At 53.0% G+C, this 25,347-nt stretch carries 22 protein-coding genes and 7 tRNA genes; 4 read left to right on the top strand and 25 right to left on the bottom strand.

Annotated features, from left to right (window positions below; translation table 11 throughout):
- Positions 1-6: 6 nt before the first annotated feature.
- The 19 genes from C0623_03745 to C0623_03655 form a co-directional block, all read right to left on the bottom strand.
- Entirely contained in the window at positions 7-918 is a 912-nt protein-coding gene (locus tag C0623_03745; GenBank protein PLY02579.1) for a hypothetical protein, read from the bottom strand.
- Complete coding sequence (locus C0623_03740; GenBank protein ID PLY02578.1) at positions 915-2,660, bottom strand: pilus assembly protein PilB; 1,746 nt, start codon at positions 2,658-2,660, stop codon at positions 915-917. Before C0623_03740 ends, C0623_03745 begins: the two co-directional genes overlap by 4 nt.
- A complete protein-coding gene (locus C0623_03735; protein PLY02577.1) occupies positions 2,660-3,868 on the bottom strand; it encodes a type II secretion system F family protein in 1,209 nt (402 codons plus the stop codon). Before C0623_03735 ends, C0623_03740 begins: the two co-directional genes overlap by 1 nt.
- Positions 3,869-3,970: 102 nt before the next feature.
- Complete coding sequence (locus C0623_03730; GenBank protein ID PLY02576.1) at positions 3,971-5,065, bottom strand: cytochrome C; 1,095 nt, start codon at positions 5,063-5,065, stop codon at positions 3,971-3,973.
- A 479-nt stretch (positions 5,066-5,544) separates the two neighbouring features.
- Positions 5,545-5,787 (bottom strand): hypothetical protein, encoded by a 243-nt coding sequence (locus C0623_03725; protein ID PLY02575.1) that lies wholly within the window; start codon positions 5,785-5,787, stop codon positions 5,545-5,547.
- 277 nt (positions 5,788-6,064) lie between these two features.
- The gene (locus C0623_03720) at positions 6,065-7,114 is read right to left on the bottom strand and encodes a 6-bladed beta-propeller (GenBank protein ID PLY02574.1); all 1,050 of its coding nucleotides are present in this window, start codon (positions 7,112-7,114) and stop codon (positions 6,065-6,067) included.
- Between the two features lie 2 nt (positions 7,115-7,116).
- Positions 7,117-8,082, bottom strand: coding sequence for a hypothetical protein (locus C0623_03715; GenBank protein PLY02573.1), 966 nt, complete (start codon positions 8,080-8,082; stop codon positions 7,117-7,119).
- A gap of 114 nt (positions 8,083-8,196) precedes the next feature.
- Positions 8,197-8,273 (bottom strand) — tRNA-Asp (locus tag C0623_03710).
- Between the two features lie 15 nt (positions 8,274-8,288).
- Positions 8,289-8,364, bottom strand: a tRNA-Val gene (locus tag C0623_03705).
- An 8-nt stretch (positions 8,365-8,372) separates the two neighbouring features.
- Positions 8,373-8,449, bottom strand: a tRNA-Asp gene (locus C0623_03700).
- A 95-nt stretch (positions 8,450-8,544) separates the two neighbouring features.
- On the bottom strand, positions 8,545-8,817 hold the full coding sequence (locus C0623_03695; protein PLY02572.1) for a DNA-binding protein HU: 273 nt from the start codon (positions 8,815-8,817) through the stop codon (positions 8,545-8,547).
- A 117-nt stretch (positions 8,818-8,934) separates the two neighbouring features.
- Positions 8,935-11,361 carry an endopeptidase La gene (locus C0623_03690; protein ID PLY02571.1) on the bottom strand — a complete coding sequence of 809 codons (2,427 nt, stop codon included), beginning with the start codon at positions 11,359-11,361 and terminating at the stop codon, positions 8,935-8,937.
- Positions 11,362-11,391: 30 nt separating this feature from the next.
- The gene (locus tag C0623_03685) at positions 11,392-12,642 is read right to left on the bottom strand and encodes an ATP-dependent Clp protease ATP-binding subunit ClpX (GenBank protein ID PLY02570.1); all 1,251 of its coding nucleotides are present in this window, start codon (positions 12,640-12,642) and stop codon (positions 11,392-11,394) included.
- Between the two features lie 16 nt (positions 12,643-12,658).
- Positions 12,659-13,243: an ATP-dependent Clp endopeptidase, proteolytic subunit ClpP gene (clpP, locus tag C0623_03680; protein PLY02569.1), complete on the bottom strand. Its 585-nt coding sequence runs from the start codon at positions 13,241-13,243 to the stop codon at positions 12,659-12,661.
- Positions 13,244-13,247: 4 nt separating this feature from the next.
- Entirely contained in the window at positions 13,248-14,570 is a 1,323-nt protein-coding gene (gene tig / locus C0623_03675; GenBank protein PLY02568.1) for a trigger factor, read from the bottom strand.
- Between the two features lie 46 nt (positions 14,571-14,616).
- Positions 14,617-14,701 (bottom strand) — tRNA-Leu (locus tag C0623_03670).
- A 118-nt stretch (positions 14,702-14,819) separates the two neighbouring features.
- Positions 14,820-14,895, bottom strand: a tRNA-His gene (locus tag C0623_03665).
- A gap of 66 nt (positions 14,896-14,961) precedes the next feature.
- Positions 14,962-15,038: transfer RNA gene (locus tag C0623_03660), tRNA-Arg, on the bottom strand.
- A gap of 9 nt (positions 15,039-15,047) precedes the next feature.
- Positions 15,048-15,124, bottom strand: a tRNA-Pro gene (locus tag C0623_03655).
- Positions 15,125-15,284: 160 nt separating this feature from the next.
- Here C0623_03655 and C0623_03650 point away from each other — a divergent pair.
- Both C0623_03650 and C0623_03645 read left to right on the top strand, forming a co-directional pair.
- Entirely contained in the window at positions 15,285-16,298 is a 1,014-nt protein-coding gene (locus tag C0623_03650) for a hypothetical protein (protein ID PLY02567.1), read from the top strand.
- A 17-nt stretch (positions 16,299-16,315) separates the two neighbouring features.
- Entirely contained in the window at positions 16,316-17,095 is a 780-nt protein-coding gene (locus tag C0623_03645; protein PLY02566.1) for a hypothetical protein, read from the top strand.
- On the opposite strand, the gene C0623_03640 is transcribed toward C0623_03645, so the two are convergent.
- The 6 genes from C0623_03640 to C0623_03615 all read right to left on the bottom strand — a co-directional run bounded on the left by C0623_03640 (position 17,086) and on the right by C0623_03615 (position 21,758).
- Complete coding sequence (locus tag C0623_03640) at positions 17,086-17,952, bottom strand: hypothetical protein (protein PLY02565.1); 867 nt, start codon at positions 17,950-17,952, stop codon at positions 17,086-17,088. The two genes, C0623_03645 and C0623_03640, sit on opposite strands and share 10 nt — an antisense overlap.
- A gap of 71 nt (positions 17,953-18,023) precedes the next feature.
- Entirely contained in the window at positions 18,024-18,719 is a 696-nt protein-coding gene (locus C0623_03635; protein ID PLY02564.1) for a quercetin 2,3-dioxygenase, read from the bottom strand.
- Positions 18,720-18,732: 13 nt separating this feature from the next.
- Complete coding sequence (locus C0623_03630; protein ID PLY02563.1) at positions 18,733-19,185, bottom strand: hypothetical protein; 453 nt, start codon at positions 19,183-19,185, stop codon at positions 18,733-18,735.
- Positions 19,186-19,213: 28 nt separating this feature from the next.
- Complete coding sequence (locus C0623_03625) at positions 19,214-19,645, bottom strand: MarR family transcriptional regulator (protein ID PLY02599.1); 432 nt, start codon at positions 19,643-19,645, stop codon at positions 19,214-19,216.
- A gap of 124 nt (positions 19,646-19,769) precedes the next feature.
- Positions 19,770-20,975: a molybdopterin molybdenumtransferase MoeA gene (locus C0623_03620; GenBank protein ID PLY02562.1), complete on the bottom strand. Its 1,206-nt coding sequence runs from the start codon at positions 20,973-20,975 to the stop codon at positions 19,770-19,772.
- Positions 20,976-20,996: 21 nt separating this feature from the next.
- Complete coding sequence (locus C0623_03615; protein ID PLY02561.1) at positions 20,997-21,758, bottom strand: formate dehydrogenase family accessory protein FdhD; 762 nt, start codon at positions 21,756-21,758, stop codon at positions 20,997-20,999.
- Positions 21,759-22,029: 271 nt separating this feature from the next.
- On the opposite strand from C0623_03615, the gene C0623_03610 reads away from it, so the two are divergent.
- Positions 22,030-22,230, top strand: a complete 201-nt coding sequence (locus tag C0623_03610; GenBank protein ID PLY02560.1) for a cold-shock protein — start codon at positions 22,030-22,032, stop codon at positions 22,228-22,230.
- 161 nt (positions 22,231-22,391) lie between these two features.
- On the top strand, positions 22,392-25,346 hold the full coding sequence (locus C0623_03605) for a peptidase M16 (protein ID PLY02559.1): 2,955 nt from the start codon (positions 22,392-22,394) through the stop codon (positions 25,344-25,346).
- The last annotated feature ends 1 nt before the right edge of the window (position 25,347 follow it).

The following is a 25,347-nucleotide window of genomic DNA, read 5'->3' as shown; positions in this document are numbered from 1 at the left end:
TTCTACCTACATTAACAATTCGGCTGAACCGACTGCTGTCACCAGGGAAAGACGCTGTTTCTCAGTGAGGGTCAACGATTCACTGGTCAGCCGCTCCATCACCGGCTTAAGAAGTTCGGGTTCCTTGCTGAAAAGACTGCCCAGGGCTTCGGTCAGGCTCTCTTTTTCGTCCCAGTTTGTATGAACAAAGATCGACGCCCGGTTAATTCCGGCAAACCGGCCCTGTTCACCGGCCAGTGATCGGCTGATTTCACGATAAACATCCTCGATGTCATGATTGACCAGCCGTGAACGATGAAAGGACAGCCGGGAGTTTTGGAAATACTGGAACACCAGGCTACCATCTTCAACCTGGATCAGAGCAAAGTTTTCACCGGTGTCGAGGCGGGGACGATAATAATTAAAAAGGCCCATTGATCTGAATCCGATCAATTCGGCACCGTACCCTGCCTCATCCAGAACCTCCTCATACTGCTCGAGGACCGCCTTTGCCATGCAGACGACCAACAGTTTTTGCCGACCGGTTTCCTCTCTGTATAATATCTGATAGTCAAGTTGCAGTTCGACATCTTCTGGCAGCTTGTCACGAAGCTGCCATTTCAATATATCAATTCCATCTGATTTCGATTTTAGAGGTGACTCGATGTCGGCCAGCAATTGCAGGCCGGATTGTTCCGGTATTGCCAGAGAGATCCGGTTTTCAGCGCCGGCCAGGGGACCAACAACCTCATGAAGACTTTCAATGAAAGTCTCGATCTTCATGATATTCGGATTGCGGAATGAGGGGGCCAGAACACCCTCTTCGAGTCCGAGCATCCGCCCACCATTCAAAGTCGTCGACTTCCCCTTGCGCCGTAAAGAAACAGCGCGCATCGCCAGTGGCTGCAGATCAAGACCGAGATAGTTGCGATAAATCACGACTCATCCTGTTCGACAAAAGTGACCCGGTTAATTTCCGGCAGTGTTGTTATTCCTTCGATGACTTTTTCGACCGCCGACTGGCGGAGAAAAATGGTTCCGGCTTTGCGGGCCGCCTGTTTGAGTTTCGAAACAGGTGCCTTTGAAACTATCAACTCGCGAAGCTCGTCATTCATATCCAGCAGTTCCATGATGGCACTTCGCCCATGATATCCGGTACCATGGCATTCATCACATCCAGCCCCTTCATAAAACTTGACGCGGCGGAACTTTTCATAGGGCAAGCCGGCCTCGACAAGTGTCTGCTTGCTATATTTAACCGGTTGCTTGCAGTGAGGACAGATCTTGCGAACCAGACGTTGCGCAGCAACGCAATTGAGGCACGAGACAAAATTATATGCGTCGATTCCCATATGGAGAAAACGTCCAAGAACGTCGAATACGTTGTTAGCATGTACAGTAGTGAACACAAGGTGACCGGTCAGAGCCGACTGGACGGCAATCTGGGCTGTTTCAGGGTCACGAATCTCACCGACCATGATCTTGTCCGGATCGTGCCGCAGGATTGACCGCAAACCACGGGCAAAAGTCAGCCCTTTTTTCTCGTTGACCGGAATCTGCACGACGCCTTTGACCTGGTACTCGACCGGGTCTTCAATCGTAATCAGCTTTTCATCTTCGGAATTAATTTCTGAAAGAGCCGCATACAGGGTTGTCGTTTTACCACTGCCGGTCGGACCGGTCACCAGAACCATTCCGTACGGTTCCCTGACCATGCGCCGAAAGCGGACAAGCTCGGAAGCAGGAATCCCCAGCGCCTCAAGGGTCAAGCCCTGCAAATCGCTGGCAATCGACTCCTTGTCAAGGATACGAATAACGGCATCTTCCCCGAAAATACTCGGCATGATCGACACCCGGAAGTCAATCGATTTACCTGCCAACCGGACCTTGAAGCGGCCGTCCTGGGGGATACGGCGCTCCGAAATATCAAGCTCGCTCATAACCTTGATCCGGGAAATGATCGGTCCCTGGAACCGCTCATCAAGCGGGTCAGTGGCGCGGAAAAGAACGCCGTCAACACTGTACTTGATAACCACACCCTCGGCACTGCTCTCGATATGAATATCACTGGCCCGCTTGTTCAATGCATCATAAAGAGTTGAATCGATGAGACGGATGATCGGGCTGGTATCTGCTGTCAGCTTCTCAATCGACAGAACCTCTTCACCCTTATCTGTCTCCTTGACCAACTGCAGCTTAAAATCTTCAGATACGTCTCTGAGAACATGCTTCGAGCCGACATCCCCTTTTTCCAGTATCTTCCGTATCTTGCTCCAGGGTGCAACCTGAACCTGCAGCACCGTATCGAGCTGGAGTTCGAGTTCATCAAGAGAGACAACGTCCGTAGGATCAGCGACCGCGACGATAAGCCCATCTTCGGTACGGCTGAGCGGCAAAAAACGGAATTTCATCGGCAGGCCGGACGGAATTTCATCGGCAAGGCCGGCCTCGGGAAGAAATGCATCGAGGTCAACGTAGGGAAGTCGGAACTGTTCAGCCAGGGCCTGGGCGAGAACATCATCGTCAAACATGCCTTCGGCAACCCCTGTTTCACCGAACCGGTTGCCTGATTGATCCATCTGTTCCAGGATCAACTGGACTTCGGCCGGGGTGATGGCTCCCATTGAAATGAGAATTTCACCAATTTTTTTCCGCTTGAAATTCAACGCAGCTTCTCCCATCAACGCACCGTGCCGGCCAACTGGAATATCGGAATATACATCGCGACGACAATTCCACCTATCAGAAGCCCCATGCAGAGCATCATCAACGGTTCGATCATTGTCGTCAAACGGTCGAGCCGACGCTCGACCTCATCTTCATAATAGTCTGCAACATCACTCAACATTTCGGCAAGTGAGCCACTGCTTTCACCAACACCGATCATCCGTAGAGCAATCCCGGGAAAAAACCCGGCCTGTTCAAGGGATGTCGAAATGGCGGTCCCTTCTTCCACCCGAAGAGTCGCCTGGTGCAGCTTATCTTCCAGTATACGGTTATTCAGGGTGCCGCGCGACATCTGCATGGCCTGAACAATTGGAATCCCGCTCATCATCGTGGTACTCAGTGTTCGGCAGAAACTCGAAAGAGCGTAATCGACCAGCAATCGACTAAAAAAAGGGACGATCAGCTTGGCCCGGTCAAGCACTATCCGCCCCCGTTCCGTAGCGATGAAGCTTTTGATTACGAACAGCAACAAAAAAAATCCGGGCAAAATAAACGGCATCGTATCGACCAGCCACTCTGCAAGAAATATAATCACTCGGGTGGCAATAGGCAACTCAACATCAGCATCAGCATAGATTTGAGTAAAACTCGGTACAACATAAAGCATCAGAAAGAGTAGAACGACAGCAACGGCGATTGAAAGCAATATCGGATAAAATGAAGCACTCTGGACCTTGCTTTTAAGCTTCTCAGCCCGCTTCTGATAGGCAATATAACGCTCCAGGGTAACAGGAAGGTCTCCGGTCCGCTCCCCGGCCCTGATTGTGGCAATATAGAGATGTGGAAAATGCCGAGGAAATTTCCCGAAAGCTTCGGAGATCGCAGCTCCCCCCTTGACTTCATCCCTTATTTCAGTCAGAACATCGAGAAAGGAACCTGATTCAAGACGTTCAGCGATAGTGTCAAGAACCTGCAGGATTGGCAGTCCCGATTTAAGCAGAACCAGGAATTCCTGGTTGAATGCCAGGAACCGGCGACTGCTGAGACGTCCGGCACCTTTTCCCATATCGGTGAACAGCTGAAAAGTCTTTCGACGAATCCTGAAAACATGAAAGCCCTGCTCTTTCAGATTCGCTTCCAGAAGCTGCCGACTGGCGGCTTCGAAGCTCTTTTCAACAACACGACCATCGGCCGTTCCTATCTTGCAGACATAACTTGGCATATCCTTAAACAACTACCATAAATGACCGGAAAAATCGACGCAAAACAACAAAAAGGCCAGACGGATGTCTGGCCTGAATAGACTTAAAACAAACGGCGAAAATCAGTATTTCTGATCATCATGAGTAACTCCATGACAGACCAAAGTACAGGAACCACTCCGCGAATTTCCGGCAACCGTATCGAACTTCAGTTTACCTGAAGGGAGAGGCTCGACGACATCTTCGTTGAAGCGAATCAGCGATGCATATTGCACACTGCCGTGCGCATCATGACAGGTGAAACATGATGTTCCGTCCTGCCCACCCTTCCCTTCGATATGAAGTGAGTGATAAGGGAAGCTCTCATTCCCGAGAATGCTGTCACGCTCGTGACACTCGTAACAGAGCGCATAGGCAAAAGCACTTTCGCTCATACCATCTCTCATCTCGTAGTTAAACTTCAGCAGACCCTCGTAATTTGACCCGTGTGGTCCCCGGGGTCCGCGACTATCGTCGCTGCCGTGACAGCTGCTGCAGGTGATGATCGAAATATCACCCGGCCGCTCCTGGCGGGCAGCATAAGGTTCCTTCAGGCTGATGACAAACTCGGTTGCGCCCTCGCCCTCAACCGGGTGGTAGGACCGATTAGTCGTTTTGAACTCGGCGTGCTTGTTGGTCGAATTCCCGGGAAGGTTCTGACTGTCGGAATGACAGAGGTAGCAGAGCTGATATTCCTGATCTAACTCAACAGTCAGGTTGCCGATTTTTTTGCCACTGAAACCTGCGTAGGGATTATCGGATGAGGCCGCATGCGGATTATGGCAATCAACACACTCGGAGTGACGCGGGGCATTGATCTCCTGTTCAGGTTTGATCTCGTTTTGCCTGTGAATGCCCCTTTCTGTCAAAACAGGATGTCGATAAGGCTTCTGCAATTCAGTTTCAATATTTGCCAATTCAATATTTTTCGCCAGATATCCTCTGGACTGCATATTTGAGCGCGCGTACCCGCCACCATGACACTGTAGGCACGAATCCTCCTCACCATTAACTGACATATTCATCCCCTTATGACAAGCTCGACAGGACTTGGGCATGACAGACTTATCGCCATGAGCGCCCTGGAGAAGACCTTGACTTGTCCGGGCAAAAGCGGAAGGGCTCCACAACAAGAAAAACAATGAGGCAAAGGCTAAAAAATAAAAGATGCGAATCATAGAAATATATCTCAAGTCAATTCACTGTTCAAATCACAAGTTATGATTACCACCGATATTAATTACCGGCTGGTTCAATCCCGGGCTACCAGTATCGAATGAGCCATGACACTCCAGACAAGTGTTGTCATAGTCATTTGCTTCAATTCCGCTCCACTTTCGCCACATTGGTAGATCGTAATTCAACTCTCGCGTATCGGTATGCGGATCGTGACAAGCCGTGCACTGCATCCGCTGATTACCGTCAAGGATGCCGGCCGAGGGCAGAGTATATGACCCGACGGGAATGCCGGAACCGCCAACCTGCTTGTTACCTTCAATGGATGCACGCACAGTTTCATTGTAAACAAACGAAACCGGATGTGAAGTCGTCAGATCGATAATCGCCGGGTCGCCGGGACCGCTGATCGATTCAATGGTTCCAAGCCCTCCCAGGGGAGCCGAACCGCTACCCGGATTAATAACTTCACCAATAGCCGTTACTCCATCATGACATGAGAGGCAAAGTCTCGAGGCTCCGTTCGGATAATCAGTGGTGTTATATTCTGAAAGTCCAGAAATATCATCAATCCAGAGATCGCCGAGCTGGCCATACAGCGGAAAGGTTCCATCGCCATTTGGCCCGGTAGGGCGATTTCGATTCCAGAGTGGTCCGTCAGCCGAAGAGCTATGTGGTGTATGGCAAAATACGCATATGCGGCTTTCAGTCCCGGCAGGAGCATGTATCGCGCTGGTCGCCGTGTCAGAAAAATTGTGAGGATGACTCGGGGTAGACCCGAGACGCTTTTGGGCCGATCTGACATCCGGGGCATTGCTGATAAAAGCACAGAGGATCAATAAAACTGTTATCAATATTTTAAAACTTGATTTATTCACACTAAACCGTTTCATTTTATACAGGACATCCCTGTTAATTATCTTATATCTTCACAAGCTTAACTGAGTAAAAACAAGCAAAAAACACACCAACTAAAGGCCGCAAGAAATAAACTTGAGGTTTTACTCCGCATGACTACGATACTGAAACACCTGAAAGCGTTGATTACAGCCTTCCGTTACATATATCCGGTCGTTACTATCAATAAATAATCCGGCCGGCAAGCACATATCACCAGGGCCTTCTCCGGCCGATCCGAAAAACAGAAGTAGTCTTCCCGCCATATCGAATATTTGCACATTGTCAAATGCCGCATCAGATACATAAATATGGCCCTGCGAATCAACTGCAACCCCTCGCGGCCGTGCAAAGTCTCCGGCGGCATTGCCGACACCACCGAGTACACCTGACAATTCTCCATTTCGCGATTGAATTTCGACTCTAAACCTGAGTGAATCGACAATATAGATATTCCCGGACTGATCAACCCACACATTAGAAGGACGATTAAATAATCCGTTTTTTGACGCTTTGCTGCCAATAGACCTGACATGTTTCCCGGTTGTCGAAAAAACTTCGACAACCCCTCTCAGCACATCGACAACGTACAAATTGGACAATTGGTCCACAGCCATCCCGGCAGGTCGTTTTATCATATTACCGGGTGACAGGATTCCGACATAAACACCAGAATCCTGGTAGATATGTACACTTCCGGTGATGCTGTCAGAAACATAAAGTCGCCGATTGTTCGGATCATAAGAAACGCCAACAGGTGACTGAAAAAAAAGTCCCGGTGGCGGGTCGAGAGGCTTGATCTCTTGTCGTGCCAAGTCGAAAACCAGGACCTGGCCGGCACCTGGATCAGCGACCCACACCTTGCCAGAACCGTCAGCGGTAATACCATACGGCGAAACCAGAGAATCCTCAGATCCCCTATCACCAATAAGCCACTCAAGGAAACCGTTCTCTTCTTGTCCGGAAAGATCCCTCTCGGTAGCTATCGTTCGCAACAACTTGATCCGGGGAGTTTCAGGGGGATCCGGCCAAACCGTTTCAGGCAGTGACTCATCCTGCCAGTCCGAGACTTTCATCTCCACTGGTGCGCAGGATGCTATCAAAAACGCTAAAAGGGAAAGGCAGAAAACAGAAATATTGAGACAACGCGACATTATCACTCGATATTTTTTTCAACTTTGTATTTAGCCTTCAAGCTGGCCAACCAGTCCGCCTTAAGCTTTTCATAAAGATTTTTCTTCTGTTGCTTTTTCAGCTTTCCTTTCATTTCGTCAAAAGAGAGTTGTTGAGGGGGGTTGCTTTCTACCAGTTTAACGATGGAATAACCGTAAAGAGTTTTAATCGGATCGGAAATTTCACCGACCTTCATTTTCAATATGACGTCTTCGAGCTCCTTTTGTATCCCACCTTGATGGAAATAACCCATATCGCCACCAACATATTTTGTCTTGTCATCGGAATTATAATAGGCAAGATTATAAAAATCTTCCCCTGATTGCGCTCTTTGCGCAAGTTTTCTTGCATGCTCAAACCGATCTTTCTTGGTTTCAGATGAAGCAGACGGGTCGACCTTGATCATTATGTGACTGGCCCTGAATTGACGGGGGCGCTTAAAACGGTGCTTGTTCTCGTCATAATATTCCTTTACCGATTTTTCAGTGACAACGGCCTTGTTATCAACAGCAACTTTCATTGCCTCGCTTGCAAGTAATTTACGACGAATCGCATCACGCAATTCTGTTCTCGTTAATTCCCCGAGGGCTTTATTAAAGGATTCATCAGTCGAGTAACCGGAGCGCAAACGTTTAAATTCTTCCCCAACTGCATCTTCCGGCAATAGAATATCTTCATCGATGGCGTATTGAACCATCAATGCGCTTTCTACAAGTGAATCCATCGCCTTGACTTGCAGTTCTCCAATTTTCTCCTGGGAAACACCTCGGTGATAACTGCTTGCAAGAGGAATCAGCTGCCGGAGCTTCTGATTCAATTCAAAATCGGTGATCGGAACACTCCCGACCCTTGCGACAACCCTGACTTCAGCAATAGAAACTGTCGACATCAGACATAAAAAAACAGCCATGAACAGGCTTACGGTCAAACACTTTGATTGAAGGGACATGACATTACTCCATCTACTGGTTATTGATCTTTCATCGTAGCCAAACCATACTGCAGAAGTCAATCGAAACAAATAAAAGAGGCGAGTCAAAAATGACTCGCCTCCTGTGAATAATGGCGGGGCTGACGGGACTTGAACCCGCGACCTCCGGCGTGACAGGCCGGCGTTGTAACCGACTCTACTACAGCCCCTCTATTCGATTGAAATGGTGGGCGAAACAGGGCTCGAACCTGTGACCCTCGGCTTGTAAGGCCGATGCTCTCCCAACTGAGCTATTCGCCCATATAAAATGGCGGGGCTGACGGGACTTGAACCCGCGACCTCCGGCGTGACAGGCCGGCGTTGTAACCGACTCTACTACAGCCCCATGAAATCAGAAGAAAATAGGAAACGGAAGACTGTTTCTTCCGTTCCCTATTCTAAGTTGTTTTACAACTAAAAAGTAAAGCGTGAGGTTGCTGTTTAGTTAACAGCGTCCTTGAGTGCTTTGCCAGCCTTGAACTTCGGCGAGTTGGCAGCAGGAATATTGATTTTCTGCCCAGTTTGAGGATTCTGGCCAGTCCGTGCAGCGCGCTTGCTGACACTGAAAGTACCAAAACCTACCAGAGAAATCTTTTCGCCAGCCTTCAGTCCGTCAGTAATTGCATCACAGAAGCCTTTCAAAGCCTTCTCTGCATCCGCTTTACTCAGACCAGCCTTTTCCGCCATCGCATTTACAAGATCCGCTTTTGTCACAACATACCTCCATGAATTTATATTATCGTTAAGCCCTGCTGAAAACGCGCTATTTATATCAAACCGATGAAAAGAGTGTCAAGCAATAATTGGCTTCAAGACCGCTTTTTTAGGGGATCAATGCGGTAATGAATCAGTCTCTTCGGAAACCGTTTGTGTATCTCCGGAAAACGGTGGCAAGGGCATACTTACTGCAAGAGCCTGTTCAAGAACTTCATCGACATGAGCGACCGGGATTATGGTCAGGCTGTTCTTGACCTGATCAGGTACTTCCTCGAGATTCTTTTCATTATCTTTCGGGATCAGAACCCGTGTAATTCCAGCTCGTTTGGCCGCCAGAAGCTTCTCCTTGAGTCCACCAATCGATAAAACACGGCCGCGCAGGGTGATCTCTCCGGTCATTGCCAGATCCCGATCTATCGGCTTACCGGTCAACGCTGAAGCGAGGGCACTCGCCATGGTGATCCCGGCCGATGGCCCGTCTTTCGGAATGGCTCCTTCGGGAACATGAATGTGGAGATCGATCTTCTGATAAAAATCTTTTTCCAGTCCGAGCTCGCGCCAGCGTGAGCGGACATAGCTTAAAGCCGCATGCGAGGACTCTTTCATGACATCACCAAGCTTGCCGGTTACCGTCAGCTTTCCGTTGCCCGGAAGAATCACTGTTTCGATATTGAGAACCTCGCCACCGACCTCGGTCCAGGCCAGACCGGTCGCCATGCCGATCCGGCTTTCGTCATCCTTGACTCCGTACTCAAACCTCGGCACACCGAGATAATCCTTGATCTGCGGAGCGTCAACATCATAGCGCTTGTCCGGTTCCTGCTTGATTGTCCGGACCAGATCCCGGGCAATTTTGCGACAGACGCTGGCAATTTCGCGCTCCAGGTTACGGACACCGGCTTCGCGAGTATAACGCCTGATAATCTCGTAAAGCGCCTCATCGGAAAAGCTGACCTGTTCCTGTTTCAGGCCGTGCGCTTCGAGCTGCTTGATCAGCAGGTAGCGTCGCGCGATATTGAGTTTTTCCTCTTCGGTATATCCTTCGATCCGGATAATCTCCATCCGGTCACGCAAGGGGGGCGGGATGGAGGGAAGCGTATTGGCCGTTGCTATAAACAGAACCTGCGAGAGATCGTAATCGACATCAAGAAAGTGATCAGAAAAGGTCGTGTTCTGTTCCGGATCAAGGACTTCCAGCAGCGCCGAAGAAGGGTCACCCCTGAAGTCGGTGCTCATCTTGTCAACCTCATCGAGCAGAAAAACCGGATTCCGCACCCCGGCTTTGCGCATCCCCTGGATGACCTTGCCCGGCATCGCCCCGATGTAGGTTCTGCGGTGACCGCGAATTTCAGCTTCATCACGGACCCCGCCCAGTGACATCCGGACGAATTTCCGGTTCAGCGCCCGGGCAACCGAACGCCCGAGAGATGTCTTGCCGACCCCGGGTGGACCGACCAGGCAGAGAATCGGACCCTTGAGCTTTTTAACCAGAGCCTGAACCGCAAGATACTCGACGATCCGCTCCTTGACCTTCTCAAGGCCGTAATGATCCTCGTCGAGGATATTCTCTGCCTTGTCAACGTCGAGTCTGGCCCGTGAACGTTCGCGCCAGGGGATCGAGATCAACCAGTCGATATAATTTCTGACGACGGTCGCTTCGGCCGACATTGGCGACATCATCTTCAGCTTGCGCATTTCGGCGGTCGCTTTCTCGGTCGCCTCTTTCGACATTTTTTTCTTTTCTATCTTTTCTTCAAGCTCTTTGACTTCCTGCTTGAATTCATCCTTGTCGCCGAGTTCTTTCTGAATCGCCCGCATCTGCTCATTCAGATAGTACTCCTTCTGGCTCTTCTCCATTTGACTCTTGACCCGTCCGCGGATCTTTTTTTCGATCTGCAGGATCTCAACCTCCTGCTCAAGCAGGGCAAGCAGTTTTTCGAGACGCTCAACCTGGTCAAAAGATTCAAGAATTTCCTGACGATCGGCGATACGGACCTGGAGATGAGCGATAATGGAGTCAGCCAGGCGGCCCGGTTCGGTGATTCCGGAAACCGTCGGCAGAACCTCGGTCGGCACCTTTTTGCTCAGATTGACATAGTTTTCAAAGGCCGCATTGACACCCCGGATCAAGGCTTCGCTCTCCGGACTGGCGAGCTCAGGCTCCTTGACCACTTCAGCCTCAGCGTAAAAACATTCTTCCTTGTCTACGAAAGAACCGAGACGTGCCCTGCTCTTCCCCTCGATCAGAACCTTGATCGTTCCATCGGGAAGCTTGAGCATCTGGACCACCTGGCCAATCGTCCCGATTTCGTAGACATCGGCAACCGACGGATCATCAACCTTCGGGTCGATCTGCGTCGTTAAGAAGACCAGCTTGTCCTTCTCCATCGCCTCTTCCAACGCCTTGATCGAGCGCGGTCGACCGACAAACAGGGGGGTGACCATGAACGGAAAAATAACGATATCACGCAAGGGTAGAAGCGGGTAGAGTTTCCCGGTGGTCATTGCAGACAGTTTTTTTGTGTCGTTAATCTCAGACATAGCAACATTTTCGGTTGTGGGAGAAGAAGCTTATGCCGATTCGGCAACATCATAGACAATAATCGGCTGCGCCTGATTATAGATAACATCTTCACTGATAACGACTTCCTTGACCCGGTCCTGGGATGGAATATCATACATCACATCAAGCATCGAATTCTCGATAATCGACCGCAAACCGCGGGCCCCTGTTTTACGCTTCAGCGCTTCCTTGGCAATCGCCAGCAGAGCGCCGTCGGTAAACTTCAGCTCAACCTTCTCCATATCAAACAGCTTCTTGTACTGCTTGACCAGGGCGTTTTTCGGTTCGGTCAGAATCTGCACCAGCGAATCCTCGTCGAGTTCATCGAGGGTTGCGACCAGCGGCAACCGGCCGATAAACTCCGGAATCAGTCCGTACTTGAGCAGGTCGCCCGGTTCGACACCGGCGAGAAGTTCGCCAACATTGTCCTCGCGCAGTTTCTGGACATCTGCCCCGAAGCCCATACTTTTGGCGCCGACCCGCTGCGCAACAATCGACTCGAGTCCGGCAAACGCACCACCGCAGATAAAAAGAATATTGGTCGTATCGACCTTGAGAAACTCCTGCTGCGGATGCTTGCGCCCACCCTTCGGCGGGACCGAAGCGGTCGTCCCTTCAATAATCTTGAGCAGGGCCTGCTGCACACCCTCGCCGGAGACATCGCGGGTAATCGAGGGAGAATCGACCTTGCGGGCAATCTTGTCAACCTCGTCAATATAGATGATGCCGCGCTGCGCGCGATCAAGATCGTAATCTGAGGCCTGCAGAAGACTGAGGATTATATTTTCAACATCCTCGCCAACGTAACCGGCTTCGGTCAGGTTGGTGGCATCAGCAATAGCGAACGGCACGTTGAGAATCCGCGCCAGGGTCTGGGCGAGCAGGGTTTTCCCGCTGCCGGTTGGCCCGAGCAGAAGAATATTGCTTTTCTGGACTTCGACCTCACCGGTCTTTCCGGCATTGTCAATCCGTTTGTAATGATTGTAGACAGCAACGGAGAGAACCTTCTTGGCGCGTTCCTGTCCGATAACGAAATCATCGAGCACGTCCTTGATTTCGGACGGCTTCGGAAGCTTGCCGTCGCCTGATCCGGCCGTACTTTCCAGACGCGCCTCATCGGCAATAATATCCTTGCAGAGCTCGATACATTCATCGCAGATATAAACCGAAGGGCCGGCGATGAGCTTTTTTACTTCTTCCTGCGATTTACCGCAGAACGAGCAGGTCAAGGATCCGGATGTTTCGTCATTCTGAGTCACTTAATCTATCTCCTCTTCATGTTTTGCGTTGCACGATATCATCCACAATACCATACTTTTTCGCTGCGTCGCTACCCATGAAGAAGTCCCGCTCGGTATCAGCGGCAATTTTATCGAGTTCCTGGCCGGTATGCCTGGCCAGAAGCTCGTTCAGCGTCTCACGCATTCGGAGGATTTCCTGGGCGTGGATATTGATGTCTGTTGCCTGCCCCTGGAAACCGCCGAGCGGCTGATGAATCATGATTCTCGAATTCGGCAGGGCAAAACGCTTCCCCTTTTCACCGGCCGCCAACAGCATCGCCCCCATACTCGCCGCCTGACCAATACAGATCGTCGAAACCGGCGACTTGAGATACTGCATCGTATCATAGATCGCCATTCCGGCCGTAACAACACCACCTGGCGAGTTGACATAAAGGTGAATATCCTTATCCGGATCTTCGGCTTCCAGAAACAGCAACTGGGCAATCACCAGATTGGCGATATGATCATCAATCGGGCCGCCGAGAAATATAATCCGGTCCTTCAGCAGACGGGAGTAAATATCGTAGGCGCGTTCGCCCCGACCCGTCTGTTCAACCACCATCGGGATTAGAGACATCGCCTCACTCCTTCTCTTTTTTATCCTGCTCTTCGAGTTTTTCTTTCGGAACTTCCTTGATCTTCGCCTTCGCCATGATGACTTCGATCGCTTTCTCTTCCTTGACCTGGGCCATCAGACCGGACTTGGCCTCGTCGCCCATGTAGTATTTCTTAACGGTTTCCAGCGGTGCCTGCGACATTTCGGCAATCTTTTCGAGCTTTTCATCAAAATCGGCGTCACCGACTTCGATCTCCTCCTGCCGGGCGATACCCTCGAGAATCAGGCTGCCCTGAACCTGTTTGACGGCTGTCTCGCGATACATCGCGGCGAAAGATTCCTCGTTCATGCCGAGCATCTCCATCGTCATGCCCTGCTGCTGCATGCGCGCCCGGATATTGCCGAGCATATACTCGAGCTGGCTGTCAACCATCCCTGCCGGAACTTCACACGGGTTCTTTTCGATCAGTTCATTCATCATCCGCTCGCGCAGATCATTGTCGATCCGGCTCTGTTCGGAGGCAACGTAGGCTTCTTCGAGCTGTTTTTTGAGATCGGCCATCGACTCGGCACCGTGCTCCTTGGCAAAATCGGCATCGAGTTTCGGCAGCTTCTTCTCCTTGATCTCCTTGAGTACGACCTTGAAAACGGCCGGCTTTCCGGCCAGATCCTCGTTGCCGTACTCCTCCGGGAAGGTGACTTCGACATCCTTCTCCTGGTCGACCTTCATTCCAACTATCTGCTCTTCAAAGCCCGGAATAAACGTACCGGATCCGAGCTCGAGCTGATGATTCTCTGCCTTGCCGCCGGCGAAAGCAACGCCGTCAACAAACCCTTCGAAATCGATCGTTGTAAAATCGCCATCCTTGGCCGTCTTGCGTTTACTGACGGCGAGCTCGGAACGCGCGGCTTGCATCTCTTCGAGACGTTTGTCGACGATCCCTTCTTCGGCAACGAATTTTTCCTTCTGCAACTTCAGACCGCTGTAATCCCTGACCTCGACCTCCGGTCTGACTTCAACCTCGGCAGCATAGGTGTAAGCCTGGCCTTTTTCGATAGTGCCGCTATCAACAATCTGCGGATTCGAAACCGCCGGAATTTCATGTTCGGTCAGAGCCTTGAAATAAGAGTCGTTGACCAGGCGGCCAACAACCTGCTCGCGCATTTCGGAACCGTAGTATTGCTCAAGCAGATTCTGGGGAACCTTGCCTTTGCGAAAACCTTTGACCTTGGCCGTTTTGGCTATCTTCTTATAGGCTTTGCCGATCTCGGCATCAACCTGGTCGGCCGGAATAGAAAAGGAGAGCTTCCTGCGGATACTGCTGACTTCTTCGATCTGAACATCCATCTTTAATTCGCCTCTTTTTTGTTCAGCCCTTGCGGCTGAGAATTTATGGTGCGGGCAGAGGGACTTGAACCCCCACGCCTTGCGGCACCAGATCCTAAATCTGGCGTGTCTGCCAATTCCACCATGCCCGCAAATTTATATCAAATATAACCTGCGTTTTCAAAAACAAAAAAGCCCTACCCTCTGCCAACTTCCCGGTGGCAAAGTGCCCCGAAAAATACAACGGAAAAGGCGGGCTTGGATAGATAATGGGGTGAGTGACGGGGATTGAACCCGCGACAACCAGGGCCACAACCTGGTGCTCTACCGACTGAGCTACACCCACCGCAAAAGAAACAGATATTATCCAACTACTCTTTAAATTGTCAACGGGAATCTCTCCCGGGGCGAATGGCACGCCAGGGAGGACTCGAACCCCCGGCCCACGGCTTAGAAGGCCGTTGCTCTATCCAGCTGAGCTACTGGCGCATAAAAAAATGGTCGGGGAGACAGGATTCGAACCTGCGACCCTCTGGTCCCAAACCAGATGCGCTACCAGCCTGCGCTACTCCCCGACATCTTTTTCCAACCTGAGTTGGGCGGACATGAATAACATGAAACTTTTCGAAAAACAAGTCATTTCAGGGAGTGGATTGTCAGTATTGTGCCCTACACCGGAGACCCGGCGGCACTACAAGTTTCCTCCCGGTTTTCATCCTGGTAAATTATTTAAAAATGAACATTATTAAAAACAATCGAAATCGTTGTTATAATATGGGCACGATGATCCTGAAAAAGCTCGCACTTCTGCTGTTTATCCTGTGCCTTGGCGCCTGCGCCAGGCCGTTGCCGGACGGCGACGCTCCCGATGCAGCGACGTACCGGGTGGCGACCGACATCCGATTCAACCTGGCAAAACGTGATTTCCTGCTTCACATTCCGCCGGGGGCCGCAGCCGAGGCGCCGCTGCCGCTTGTTGTGGTGCTGCACGGCGCCTTCAGCACGGCCGCACAGACCGAAACAGAGACCGGCTTCAGCCAACTCGCCGACAAGGAAAATTTCTTTGTCGCCTACCCGGAAGGGATCGGTATTTTCGGTTACCTTCAACACTGGAATGCCGGCCACTGCTGCGGCAAGGCGGCGCGAGATGACATCGACGATATTGCTTTTGTCGATGCGGTGATCAATAAGACAAAAGCGCTTGTTGCTATAGATAATAGTCGCATCTACATGGCCGGGATGTCGAATGGCGGCATGCTGACTTATCGCTATGCCGCCGAGCGTGGTAGCGGGCTGGCAGCTATTGCCGTGGTTTCCGGAGTGATCGGCAGCCGTGAAAAACCGGACAATCCGGAATGGCTACTGCCGCCTCCGTCGTCCCCGTTGCCGGTTATCGCCTTTCACGGAACCGGGGACAAACATATACCGATTGCCGGCGGCGCCAGCCCACGCAAGGGTGGCGGCCGTTCGTACAGCTCCTTTACCGAGGCGCAAAGGTTCTGGCAGGAGGCCAACCGCTGTACTGACGATGTTGTGACGAGCACCGGTTTATCCGGTTCGCTCGAAAAATCGATTATCTCCGATTGCGCCGACGGCTCCCGCATTGAATATTTCCGCCTCAAGGACTGGGGCCACCAGTGGCCGGCCGAATACTTCACCTCGGATTTGCCCGAGTCGGATAAACTGAAAGGATTCAACGCTACCGAACAGATCTGGAACTTCTTCCGTCAGTTTAAACGCACCCCCTGAACGAGGACAAGAAACCTATGTCAAGACAGCTTCAACGGTCCTGGCTCCTGTTAATGACGATACTTGTTCTAATCGGCTGTACACCCGCCGCGACTATCCCGATGAAGACGCTCGAATACCCGCAAAAGCAGGCGGATGCCGAACGAAACCTGCTGATCCTGCTCAGGGGGATCGGCGGTGATAATGAATCATTTGAAGAACATGGACTGATCGATGAGATCAGAAAAAGAGGCCTGCCATTCGACATCGTGGCCCCGGATGCGCACTTCGGCTACTACCGCAACGAATCGGTCGAAGACCGGATCAACGAGGATATCGTGCTGCCGGCAAGAAAGGCGGGATACCGGAAAATCTGGCTGGCCGGTTTTTCCATGGGCGGCCTCGGCAGTCTCTTTTACCTGCGGGAATACGCTGCACAGGTTGATGGCGTCATGCTGATCTGTCCATTTGTCGGCTGGGGCGGCATCATCGATGAAATCAATGACGCCGGGGGCGTCGCCGACTGGACGGCGACAACCGACGACGAAAGTGACTGGCAGAGGGTCATCTGGAGCTGGATCAAGCGATACAACAGCCGACCGGAAGATTATCCACCGATCTACCTCGGCTATGGCAAGGACGATTTCATAACCGGCGACGGTCCGGCCCTGCTCGCCCGGTCTTTACCCGACGGCCGTTCGTTTTCGGTTGCCGGCGGTCACAGCTACAGCAGCTTTCGGAAAATCTTCCTGGCCCATCTCGACAGTCTGGAACCGCTACTGAAGGCAGATATGACGACATCCACCGTTCATCGCTGAAGGAGTGCCGCCGAACTTTCAATAAAATGAATTCGCCAGGGCAAGGGATCCCTGAAGTTATCCGGATTGCGACTGGCAACCCAGCCCAGTTCCTGTTTCGATTTGTCGGGCTGATCGGTGATTACATAATAGTATTTGGCCCGGGCCCAGCGCGGCAACAACCAGTCGGGATCGTGATCAACCGCCGCCTGCATCGCTCTGTCACCGAGTTCCTTCGAGCCGCCATAAGCCTTGGGCAGAGCATAATAACAGATGGCTTTGGCGAATTGCACTCCACCGCCACCGAAATCGGGGTCCACCGCTTCAACTCTTTCAATGAAAACCAGGGCTTTCTGCATCCATTTAATATTGACAATTTTTTCCGGCAGATTCATTGCTTCCTTGAACTCATACTGAAGCGCTGTAACCCAGAAAAACATTGCTTCGGCTTCTGCTTCCGTCAGGCTGTCGGACGCATCCCAGATCGATTCGCCAGCGGCTACCCGCTGCCTGAATTCGGGATTAATGTACATCGCCTGCTCGGCATAAGACATCGCCTTTTGAAAGCGTTTGCTCTTGGCAGAGGTCCCTTCGGTGTAGGCAGTGCCGACCAGGATATTGATCGTACTGAGCTGGGTTAACGCATGGTAATCACCCGGATTGGCCTGCAGTACCCCCAGGTAATCCTGCTCACACTGCGCCAGCTTATCCATATTGTCAGCCCGGGCAAAACATTGGTCAGCAGCAAGGGTAAGGCTTGCCGATTGGGCCGTCGGAACACTGGCACGAGAAGCATCAACCTGCGGCTGCCATGACATGGCACAGCCGCTGACGAACAAGGCAATCGGCAACCAGGCAAAAGAACGGTAAAATTCCATAAATCCCTCCTTGAATTAAACGAGTATACAAAACAATCGGCAACCTGACCATCAATGTTTCGATTCTGTTTTCAAGCCAGATCGAAGAGCAGCAGTTCGGTGCCATTGCCGGTCGAGAAATCGAGTTGCTTTTCTTGACTGACCGCCAGCCCGTCTCCAGCCGCCAGCTCAACACCGTTCACATTTACCTCCCCTTTCGCCACTTGGACCCAGGCGTGCCGGCCCGGAACAATCATCCGCTCGACCCGGCTGCCGGCGGTGAGGTTGAGGAAATCAAGTCCCGCATCCTGATGAATTTGCACCGCTCCCCCCGTCCCCCGGCGGTTGGCGATCGGAATAAAAATATCCGGCTGCTGCAGATCGAAACGGGCAAACCGGTAGCCCGGTTCAAGGCCGCTGCGCTCGGGATGAATCCAGATCTGGAAAAAATGTACGACCTCCTCGTTCGAAGGATTGTATTCACTGTGTCGGACACCGGTGCCGGCCGAGATCAGCTGGACGCCACCGGCCGGAATAATCTCGCTGTTGCCGCTGCTGTCTTCATGCTTGAGTTCACCAGCAAGGACCAGCGAGAGAATCTCCATATCCTGATGCGGGTGCGTCGGGAAGCCGCCGCCCGGTTGAACCCGGTCCTCGTTAATGACCCGGAGTTGGCGAAACCCCATATGCTCCGGATCGTAATAGTTTGAGAACGAAAAGGTGTGATAGCTGTTGAGCCAGTCAACCTCGAAATGACCCCGTTCGCCCGAAGGCCTTATCTCCAACATGACATGCTCCTTTTTATGATCGCCGGCCGCCAGCTATGGCCCGGTCAACCGACAATGCCCCGCCGCCTTTAAAGAACAGAACGACAGCAATGGCAATAGCGAGAATATGATATTCAAACCCTTCACCTGCCTGCTGGCCACTCCAGTTCATGAAAAAGCCGTACTGCAGATGAACCATAAAAACCGCTCCGGCCATGACCAGACCGATGCCGAGGGCCGATAGCCGGGTCATGAAGCCGAAAATAAGCCCGAGGGCTCCGAACGATTCGGCGATGATAACGAGGAATGCAAACAGGGCCGGGATTCCCATGGTGTCGGTCAGAAAACCCATGGTTCCCGAGATCCCGTAGCCGCCGAACCAGCCCAGCAACTTCTGGGCGCCATGCGGAAACATGACAACCCCGAGTCCGAGTCGTAAAACCAGTCCCGCCGCATCAGAATCAGTTCCCAAAACGAGTTTCTTCATTTTTCAATCCTTTCCAGGCTGCATGGAATCAAGCCTGCGGTTGTTGTCCAAGCTTCAGACAGAGTCGCTGCAATTCCTCCTGTTCGGCCGCATCCAGAATGGAAAATTCTTTAACGACCCTGCTCGCGTAATCGGGAAAAACGGTTTCGACCAGGTCCTTGCCATCTTTCGTCAACTCGACGAGATAATAGCGGCGGTCCGCTTCATCCCTCCGGCGCCGGATCAGTTTCCGGCGCTCGAGGTTGGTGATCACCATGGTGATATTGCCACCGCTTTTGAGCAGCTTTCTGGCCAGGTCGCGCTGGCACAACGGGCCGAGATGAAAAATAGCCTCAAGCACCCCGAACTGACTCACAGAGAGCTTGTGATTTGCCAGATGCCGGTGAATCCGCCCGGTGATCGCTTCGGCAGCCCGCATCAACTTGATATAGGCAGAAAGGGCTCTTTTTTTATTTTGCATGTCTGGCGAATGATGATTCATAACACCTCAATAATCATTAGTTTAACATTAAACTATCACCCGAAACAAAAATGTCAAGCCGGCGCCTGACATTTTCCCGATAGCCGTGTTCGCAGGGTGCGGCCTATCGCTGCAGCAGAATAACCTCAACCCTCTCCCCGGCGGCAAAACAGGCCTGACCATCGGGAAGAACAGCGAGGCCATCGGCCCGGGCAAGCGAAGAGAGAATACCTGTCTGCTGGCGACCGGAGCTGACAACAACAGGGCCTTCCGGACGCTTCAGCAATTGGACTCTGGCAAATAGCGTACGCGCTTTTTTCTTGGTAATCGCTTCGGCCAGCGGCAGCCGGAGCATCTCGGGCAGGGGGTTCCGACAACCGGTCATTTGCAAAAGGGCCGGGCGCACGAAAAGCTCAAAGGTCACCAGTGCCGAAACCGGGTTGCCGGGGAGACAAAAAACAGGTTTTTCCTGGAATCGGCAGAATGCCGTTGGCTTGCCCGGCTTGATCGATACTCCCCAGAACTTTTCTTCGACACCGGCTTGCTGCAATACCGTCCTGACCAGATCGAACTCGCCGACCGAAGCGCCGGCGACCGTGATCAGCATATCCGATTCGAGGCCCTTCAGTACCTTGCTGCGCAGTGACTGAGGGTTGTCCCGGGCGATTCCGAGAGGCACCGGCCGGCCGCCCGCTTGCGCAATCGCAGTACAAATGGCCGTCGTGTTGCAGTCGTAAAGTTGCCCCGGACAGAGGCTGGCGCCGGGAGAAACAATCTCATCTCCGGTCGCCAGAACCGCCACCGTCGGTCGCCTGACAACCTTCACCCGTTCGTTACCGAAGCAGGATATCAGTCCGAGATCGACCGGCGAAAGATGACGACCTGCCGCAACGGCAACAGCGCCGGCAGCCAGATCTTCACCCCGTACACGGACATGTTGACCCGCCTCAACCGCTCCGGGGAGCCTGATCGCCGAACCTTCGACCGCCGTCTCCTCAAAAGGAACAATCGCATCGGCACCCTGCGGGATTGCTGCACCGGTCATAATCCGGGCCGCCTGACCGGGACCGACCTCAAGCGTCCGCTTCGAGCCGGCAGCAACGGTACCGATTATTTCAAGCAGGGCATCCCTCGCCGTATCCGCGGCGCGCACAGCATAGCCATCCATCGCCGAATTATCGAAGCCCGGAAGATCTGCCAGGGCGAGAAAGTCCTGCACCAACACCCGACCTCCGGCCTCTCCGCAGGCAACCATCTCGCCGGACAACACAGAAACGTCATTCAGGACAATCTGCTGCGCCTCCCTGAATTCGAGCAGTTTTTCAGACATCACAACACTCTCCCGGTTAACCTATGCCGTAAACTGTTCCGGATGGGTATAAACTTCCATACTGCCGCCACGAACATAACCGGCCAAACCGACCCCATGGTCGCAACAGAGTTCGACGGCCAGATCGGTCGGCGACGTTCGCGATGCCAAAACTTTCACCCCGAGCCGGATCGCCTTGGCGACCATCTCGCTGGAAATCCGGCCGGAGGTCAGCAGCAGCTTGCCGGATACATCGATCCGCTGGCGCAACGCCGCCCCGGCCAGCCGGTCAATCGTATTGTGGCGTCCGAGGTCCTCGGCGTGCAGCAGCAATCCGGTGCAGTCGCAGATCGCCGCTGAATGGATGCCGCCATGCGCCGAGTACTGCTCCGCTACCGCAAGCAGCCGGGCCATCCCCTGGCGAATCGCCAGCGCCGCATCACCGGCCGGAAAAGACTGGCCAGTCGCCCCGACCGCCGGCACAGACCCTTCCGCGAAAACAATACCGCCGCCGCATCCACTCGAGATAATCGGCAACAAACTTTCCGGCAACTCCTTGCGCACCGTCACCGCCACCTGTCCGGAATCGCTGCAGATCCCGAGCGCGATGATATCATCCGGTGCGGCAATCATGCCCTGCAGGTAAAGAAAACCGGTGACCAGAACTTCCGGCTCATGCGGCGAGGCGACCAGGGTCAGCAGGTCACGGCCATTTATATTGACCCGGAACAACTTCTCCGCGGCGACCAGGCTCTCTTTTTCCTTACAGCCATCGGGGCTGAGTTCGATAATCTTCCGCTTCATGAGTTCACCATCAAATAAAAATTCAGCACATCATATCGCAGTAAAGCGGAATCGGGCAATCAACAAAACAGCAATGTCAGCAAGAAAGAAAATGTTTTCAACAACTTGCAAAGACCTCCCTGTTGTGATAAACGGAATATAATTGTTTTTTTGAGATGGCTGATATTACAGCTTTTTATTGACAGGGGCCGGCGAGGGCTTTCGAATAGAAAAGAAAGATCCGCTCCGGCCAGAGACCACGGGTGGTAGCAGAAAGAGGAGGAACAAAAAGATGGCTGAAGGTACTGTAAAATGGTTCAACGATTCAAAAGGTTTCGGTTTTATCGAGCAGGCAGATGGCCCTGATGTATTTGTGCATTTCTCGGTCATTCAGGGAGATGGCTTCAAATCCCTCGCCGAAGGTGAGAGAGTCACCTTTGACATCACCGAAGGAGACAAAGGGTTGCAGGCGGCCAATGTCGTCAAGGCCTGATCTTAGAAAACGACTCAACATAAAGTTCTTAAAAGCTCCGTCATTGTATCGACGGAGCTTTTTTGTGAAGTTTCAATACCGGCGCCCGAAACACAACAGACCGGAATCACCGGTTATAATATACGAAGACAACACCTAACCAACACTGAAGGATAGACTGTATGCAGAGGACAAAGCTCAACATCGGCGACACCACCCACGGTTTCAATGTACTGAATGTCGAATACCTGAAAGAGCTGAACACCGAACTGATCCAACTCACGCATTCGGCGACCGGGGCGCGCTGGGTCCACCTCAACAACGAAGATCCCAACAATCTGTTTGCCGTAGGGTTCCGGACGCCACCGGCCGACTCTACCGGCATCGCCCACATCCTCGAACACACCGCCCTCTGCGGATCACGCAACTATCCGGTTCGCGACCCCTTCTTTTCGATGTTGAAAAGGAGTCTCAATACCTTCATGAACGCCATGACCGCGAGCGACTGGACGGTTTACCCCTTTTCGTCGCAGAACCGCAAGGATTTCGCCAACCTCCTCGGAATCTATCTCGACGCCGCCTTCTTTCCCCTGCTGCGCGAGAACGATTTTCTCCAGGAGGGGCACCGGCTCGAGTTCAGCGAACCGGGTAATCCGGATTCACCCCTCGAGTACAAAGGGGTCGTCTACAACGAAATGAAGGGAGCGATGGCCTCGCCCTCATCCCTGCTCTACCGACGACTCGGAAAAGCGCTCTATCCGACGACCTGTTATCATTTCAACTCCGGCGGCGAGCCCTCGGATATTCCGGATCTGACCTGGGACGACCTGCGCAATTTTCACGCCCGCTACTATCACCCGAGCAACGCCTGGTTTTATACCTACGGCAACATTCCGGTCGAAGAGCATCTCGGCGTGACGACCGAGAAGGTACTCTGCCACTTCTCCCGCCTCGACATCGACAGCAGTGTCCCGTCCGAACAGCGGTTTGCCAAACCATTCCGGGTTGCCGAATCTTTTCCGCTCGATCCCGGCGAGACAGCCACAAACAAATCGATTGTGCAGACCGCCTGGCTGACCTGCGACATCGAGGAGAGCTTCAGCCGCCTGTCACTCAGTCTGCTCTCAATGCTGCTGCTCGGCAATCCGGCGGCGCCGCTGCATAAGGCGCTGCTCGATTCGCGGCTCGGCGGCAACCTCGCTCCCGGCTGCGGATTCCAGGACGATAACCGGACCACCTTTTTCGCCGCCGGCCTGCAGGCAACCGAACCGGAAAACACCGATGCGATTGAAGGGCTGATTCTCGAAACCCTGGGGAAGGTCGCCGAAACCGGGTTCACCCGGGAACGAATCGATGCGGTCATTCATCGCCTCGAGTTTGGCCAGCGCGAGGTGAGCGGCGACCGCTATCACTACTCCCTCGGCCTGCTGATGCGGATCATGGGACCATGGCTGCACGCTGACGATCCGGTTTCGGTCCTCAAGCTGGAGGACAACCTCGACCGCCTGCGTAGCGAGGCCGCCAACAGCAACTATTTTCCGGACCTGATCCGCCAATACCTGCTCGACAACCAGCACCGGGTCACCCTGACCCTGGCACCCGATCCGGAAATGCAGAACCGGATCGACGCCGAAGTCGAGCAAAAACTTGCCACGATTTCCGAAAAGCTTTCAGACGGGGAGAAAGAGCAGATTCTCCTGAAGGCGGCCGAACTGAAAGAGAGTCAGGAACAGGAAGAGGATCTCTCCTGCCTGCCGACCCTCGAGTTGTCCGATATCCCCGAAAAGGAACCGGCCGTTGCTTATAGCGCCGCCGCGGTCGCGTCGATTCCGACAACCTGGTTCCCGCAACCGACCAACGGCATCCTCTATTTCAACGCTCACCTTTCGCTGGATGGGATTGAGCACTGCGATCTCCCCTACCTGCCGATTTACTGCAGCCTCGCCAGCCAGGTCGGTGCGGCCGGCAAGAGTTATGTCGAGATGGCACAACAGGTCGAGGCGCACACCGGCGGCATCAGCTTAAGTAGCGAGATCCTCGACAACCCGGAAGACAGCGATGATTTCGAAGCGCTGGTCAGCCTCCGCGGCAAGGCACTCAACCACAAGCAGGAACCGTTCTTCCGGATCCTTGGCGAGTTCCTGATTGCTCCCGATTTTTCCGATATCGAAAGAGTCCGAACGGTCCTGCGCCAGCTTCAGACTTCGGTCGAAAACGCTATCCCCGGCTCGGGGCATCTCTACGCGGCGCGGGCCGGCGCCGCCCGGCTGTCAGCCTCGGCGCAGCAGCGCGAACTCTGGTCCGGCATTTCGCTGCTGCACCTGTTGCGCAACCTCAATGCTCTTGACGATACGGGCCTGCGCCATGAAACCGATCGCTTTGCCGCCATCGCCGCAAAGCTGGCGAATCGGGACAACATCAGCTTCGCAGTCACCGGCGAAGAGAACTCATTTCAGGAGGTCGAGAAACACCTCGCGACCTTCAGCGAACAGCTGCCGTCAGCGACCGGAGACATCGCGGTCGATTTCACCAAACAGCTGGCCGGAAGCGGCCGGATCGGCTGGAGCACTTCGGTGCCGGTCTCCTATGTAACGCGGACGTTCAAGACGGTCCCTTACCGGCACCAGGATGCACCGGCGCTGATGATCCTGGCGAAACTGCTGCGCTCCGGATTTCTGCATCGGGAAATTCGTGAGCGCGGCGGCGCCTACGGCGGCATGGCGAGCTGCAACAATGAGGCGGGGCTCTTTACCCTGCTCTCCTACCGTGATCCGCATTTGATCAGAACCCTTGATGTCTATGACCAGGCCGCGCAATGGGCTGCTGCCGAAGACTTCAGCGACGAGGCGATCAAGGAGGCGAAACTCTCCGTCTTTAGCGATCTTGACCGGCCGTTGTCACCCGGCGGTCGGGGCGCGCATGAGTTCTCGAACCTCAAGCAGGGGCTGACCCTGGAGATGCGTCAGCAGCTCCGCCAGCAGCTCCTCGCCTGCGGTCGCCACGAAATCAGTGCGGCGGCGACAAGATATCTCGTGGAAAACCGCGAACGGGTCGATTCAATCATCTCTGGTGAAGAACAGTTGGCCCGGGCCAACGAAAAGATTAGCGACAACAAAATTAGTATAAATAAAATATAAT

Source organism: Desulfuromonas sp., assembly GCA_002869615.1.
GTDB lineage: Bacteria > Desulfobacterota > Desulfuromonadia > Desulfuromonadales > UBA2294 > BM707.
This window is presented reverse-complemented; position numbering and strand designations above follow the sequence as displayed.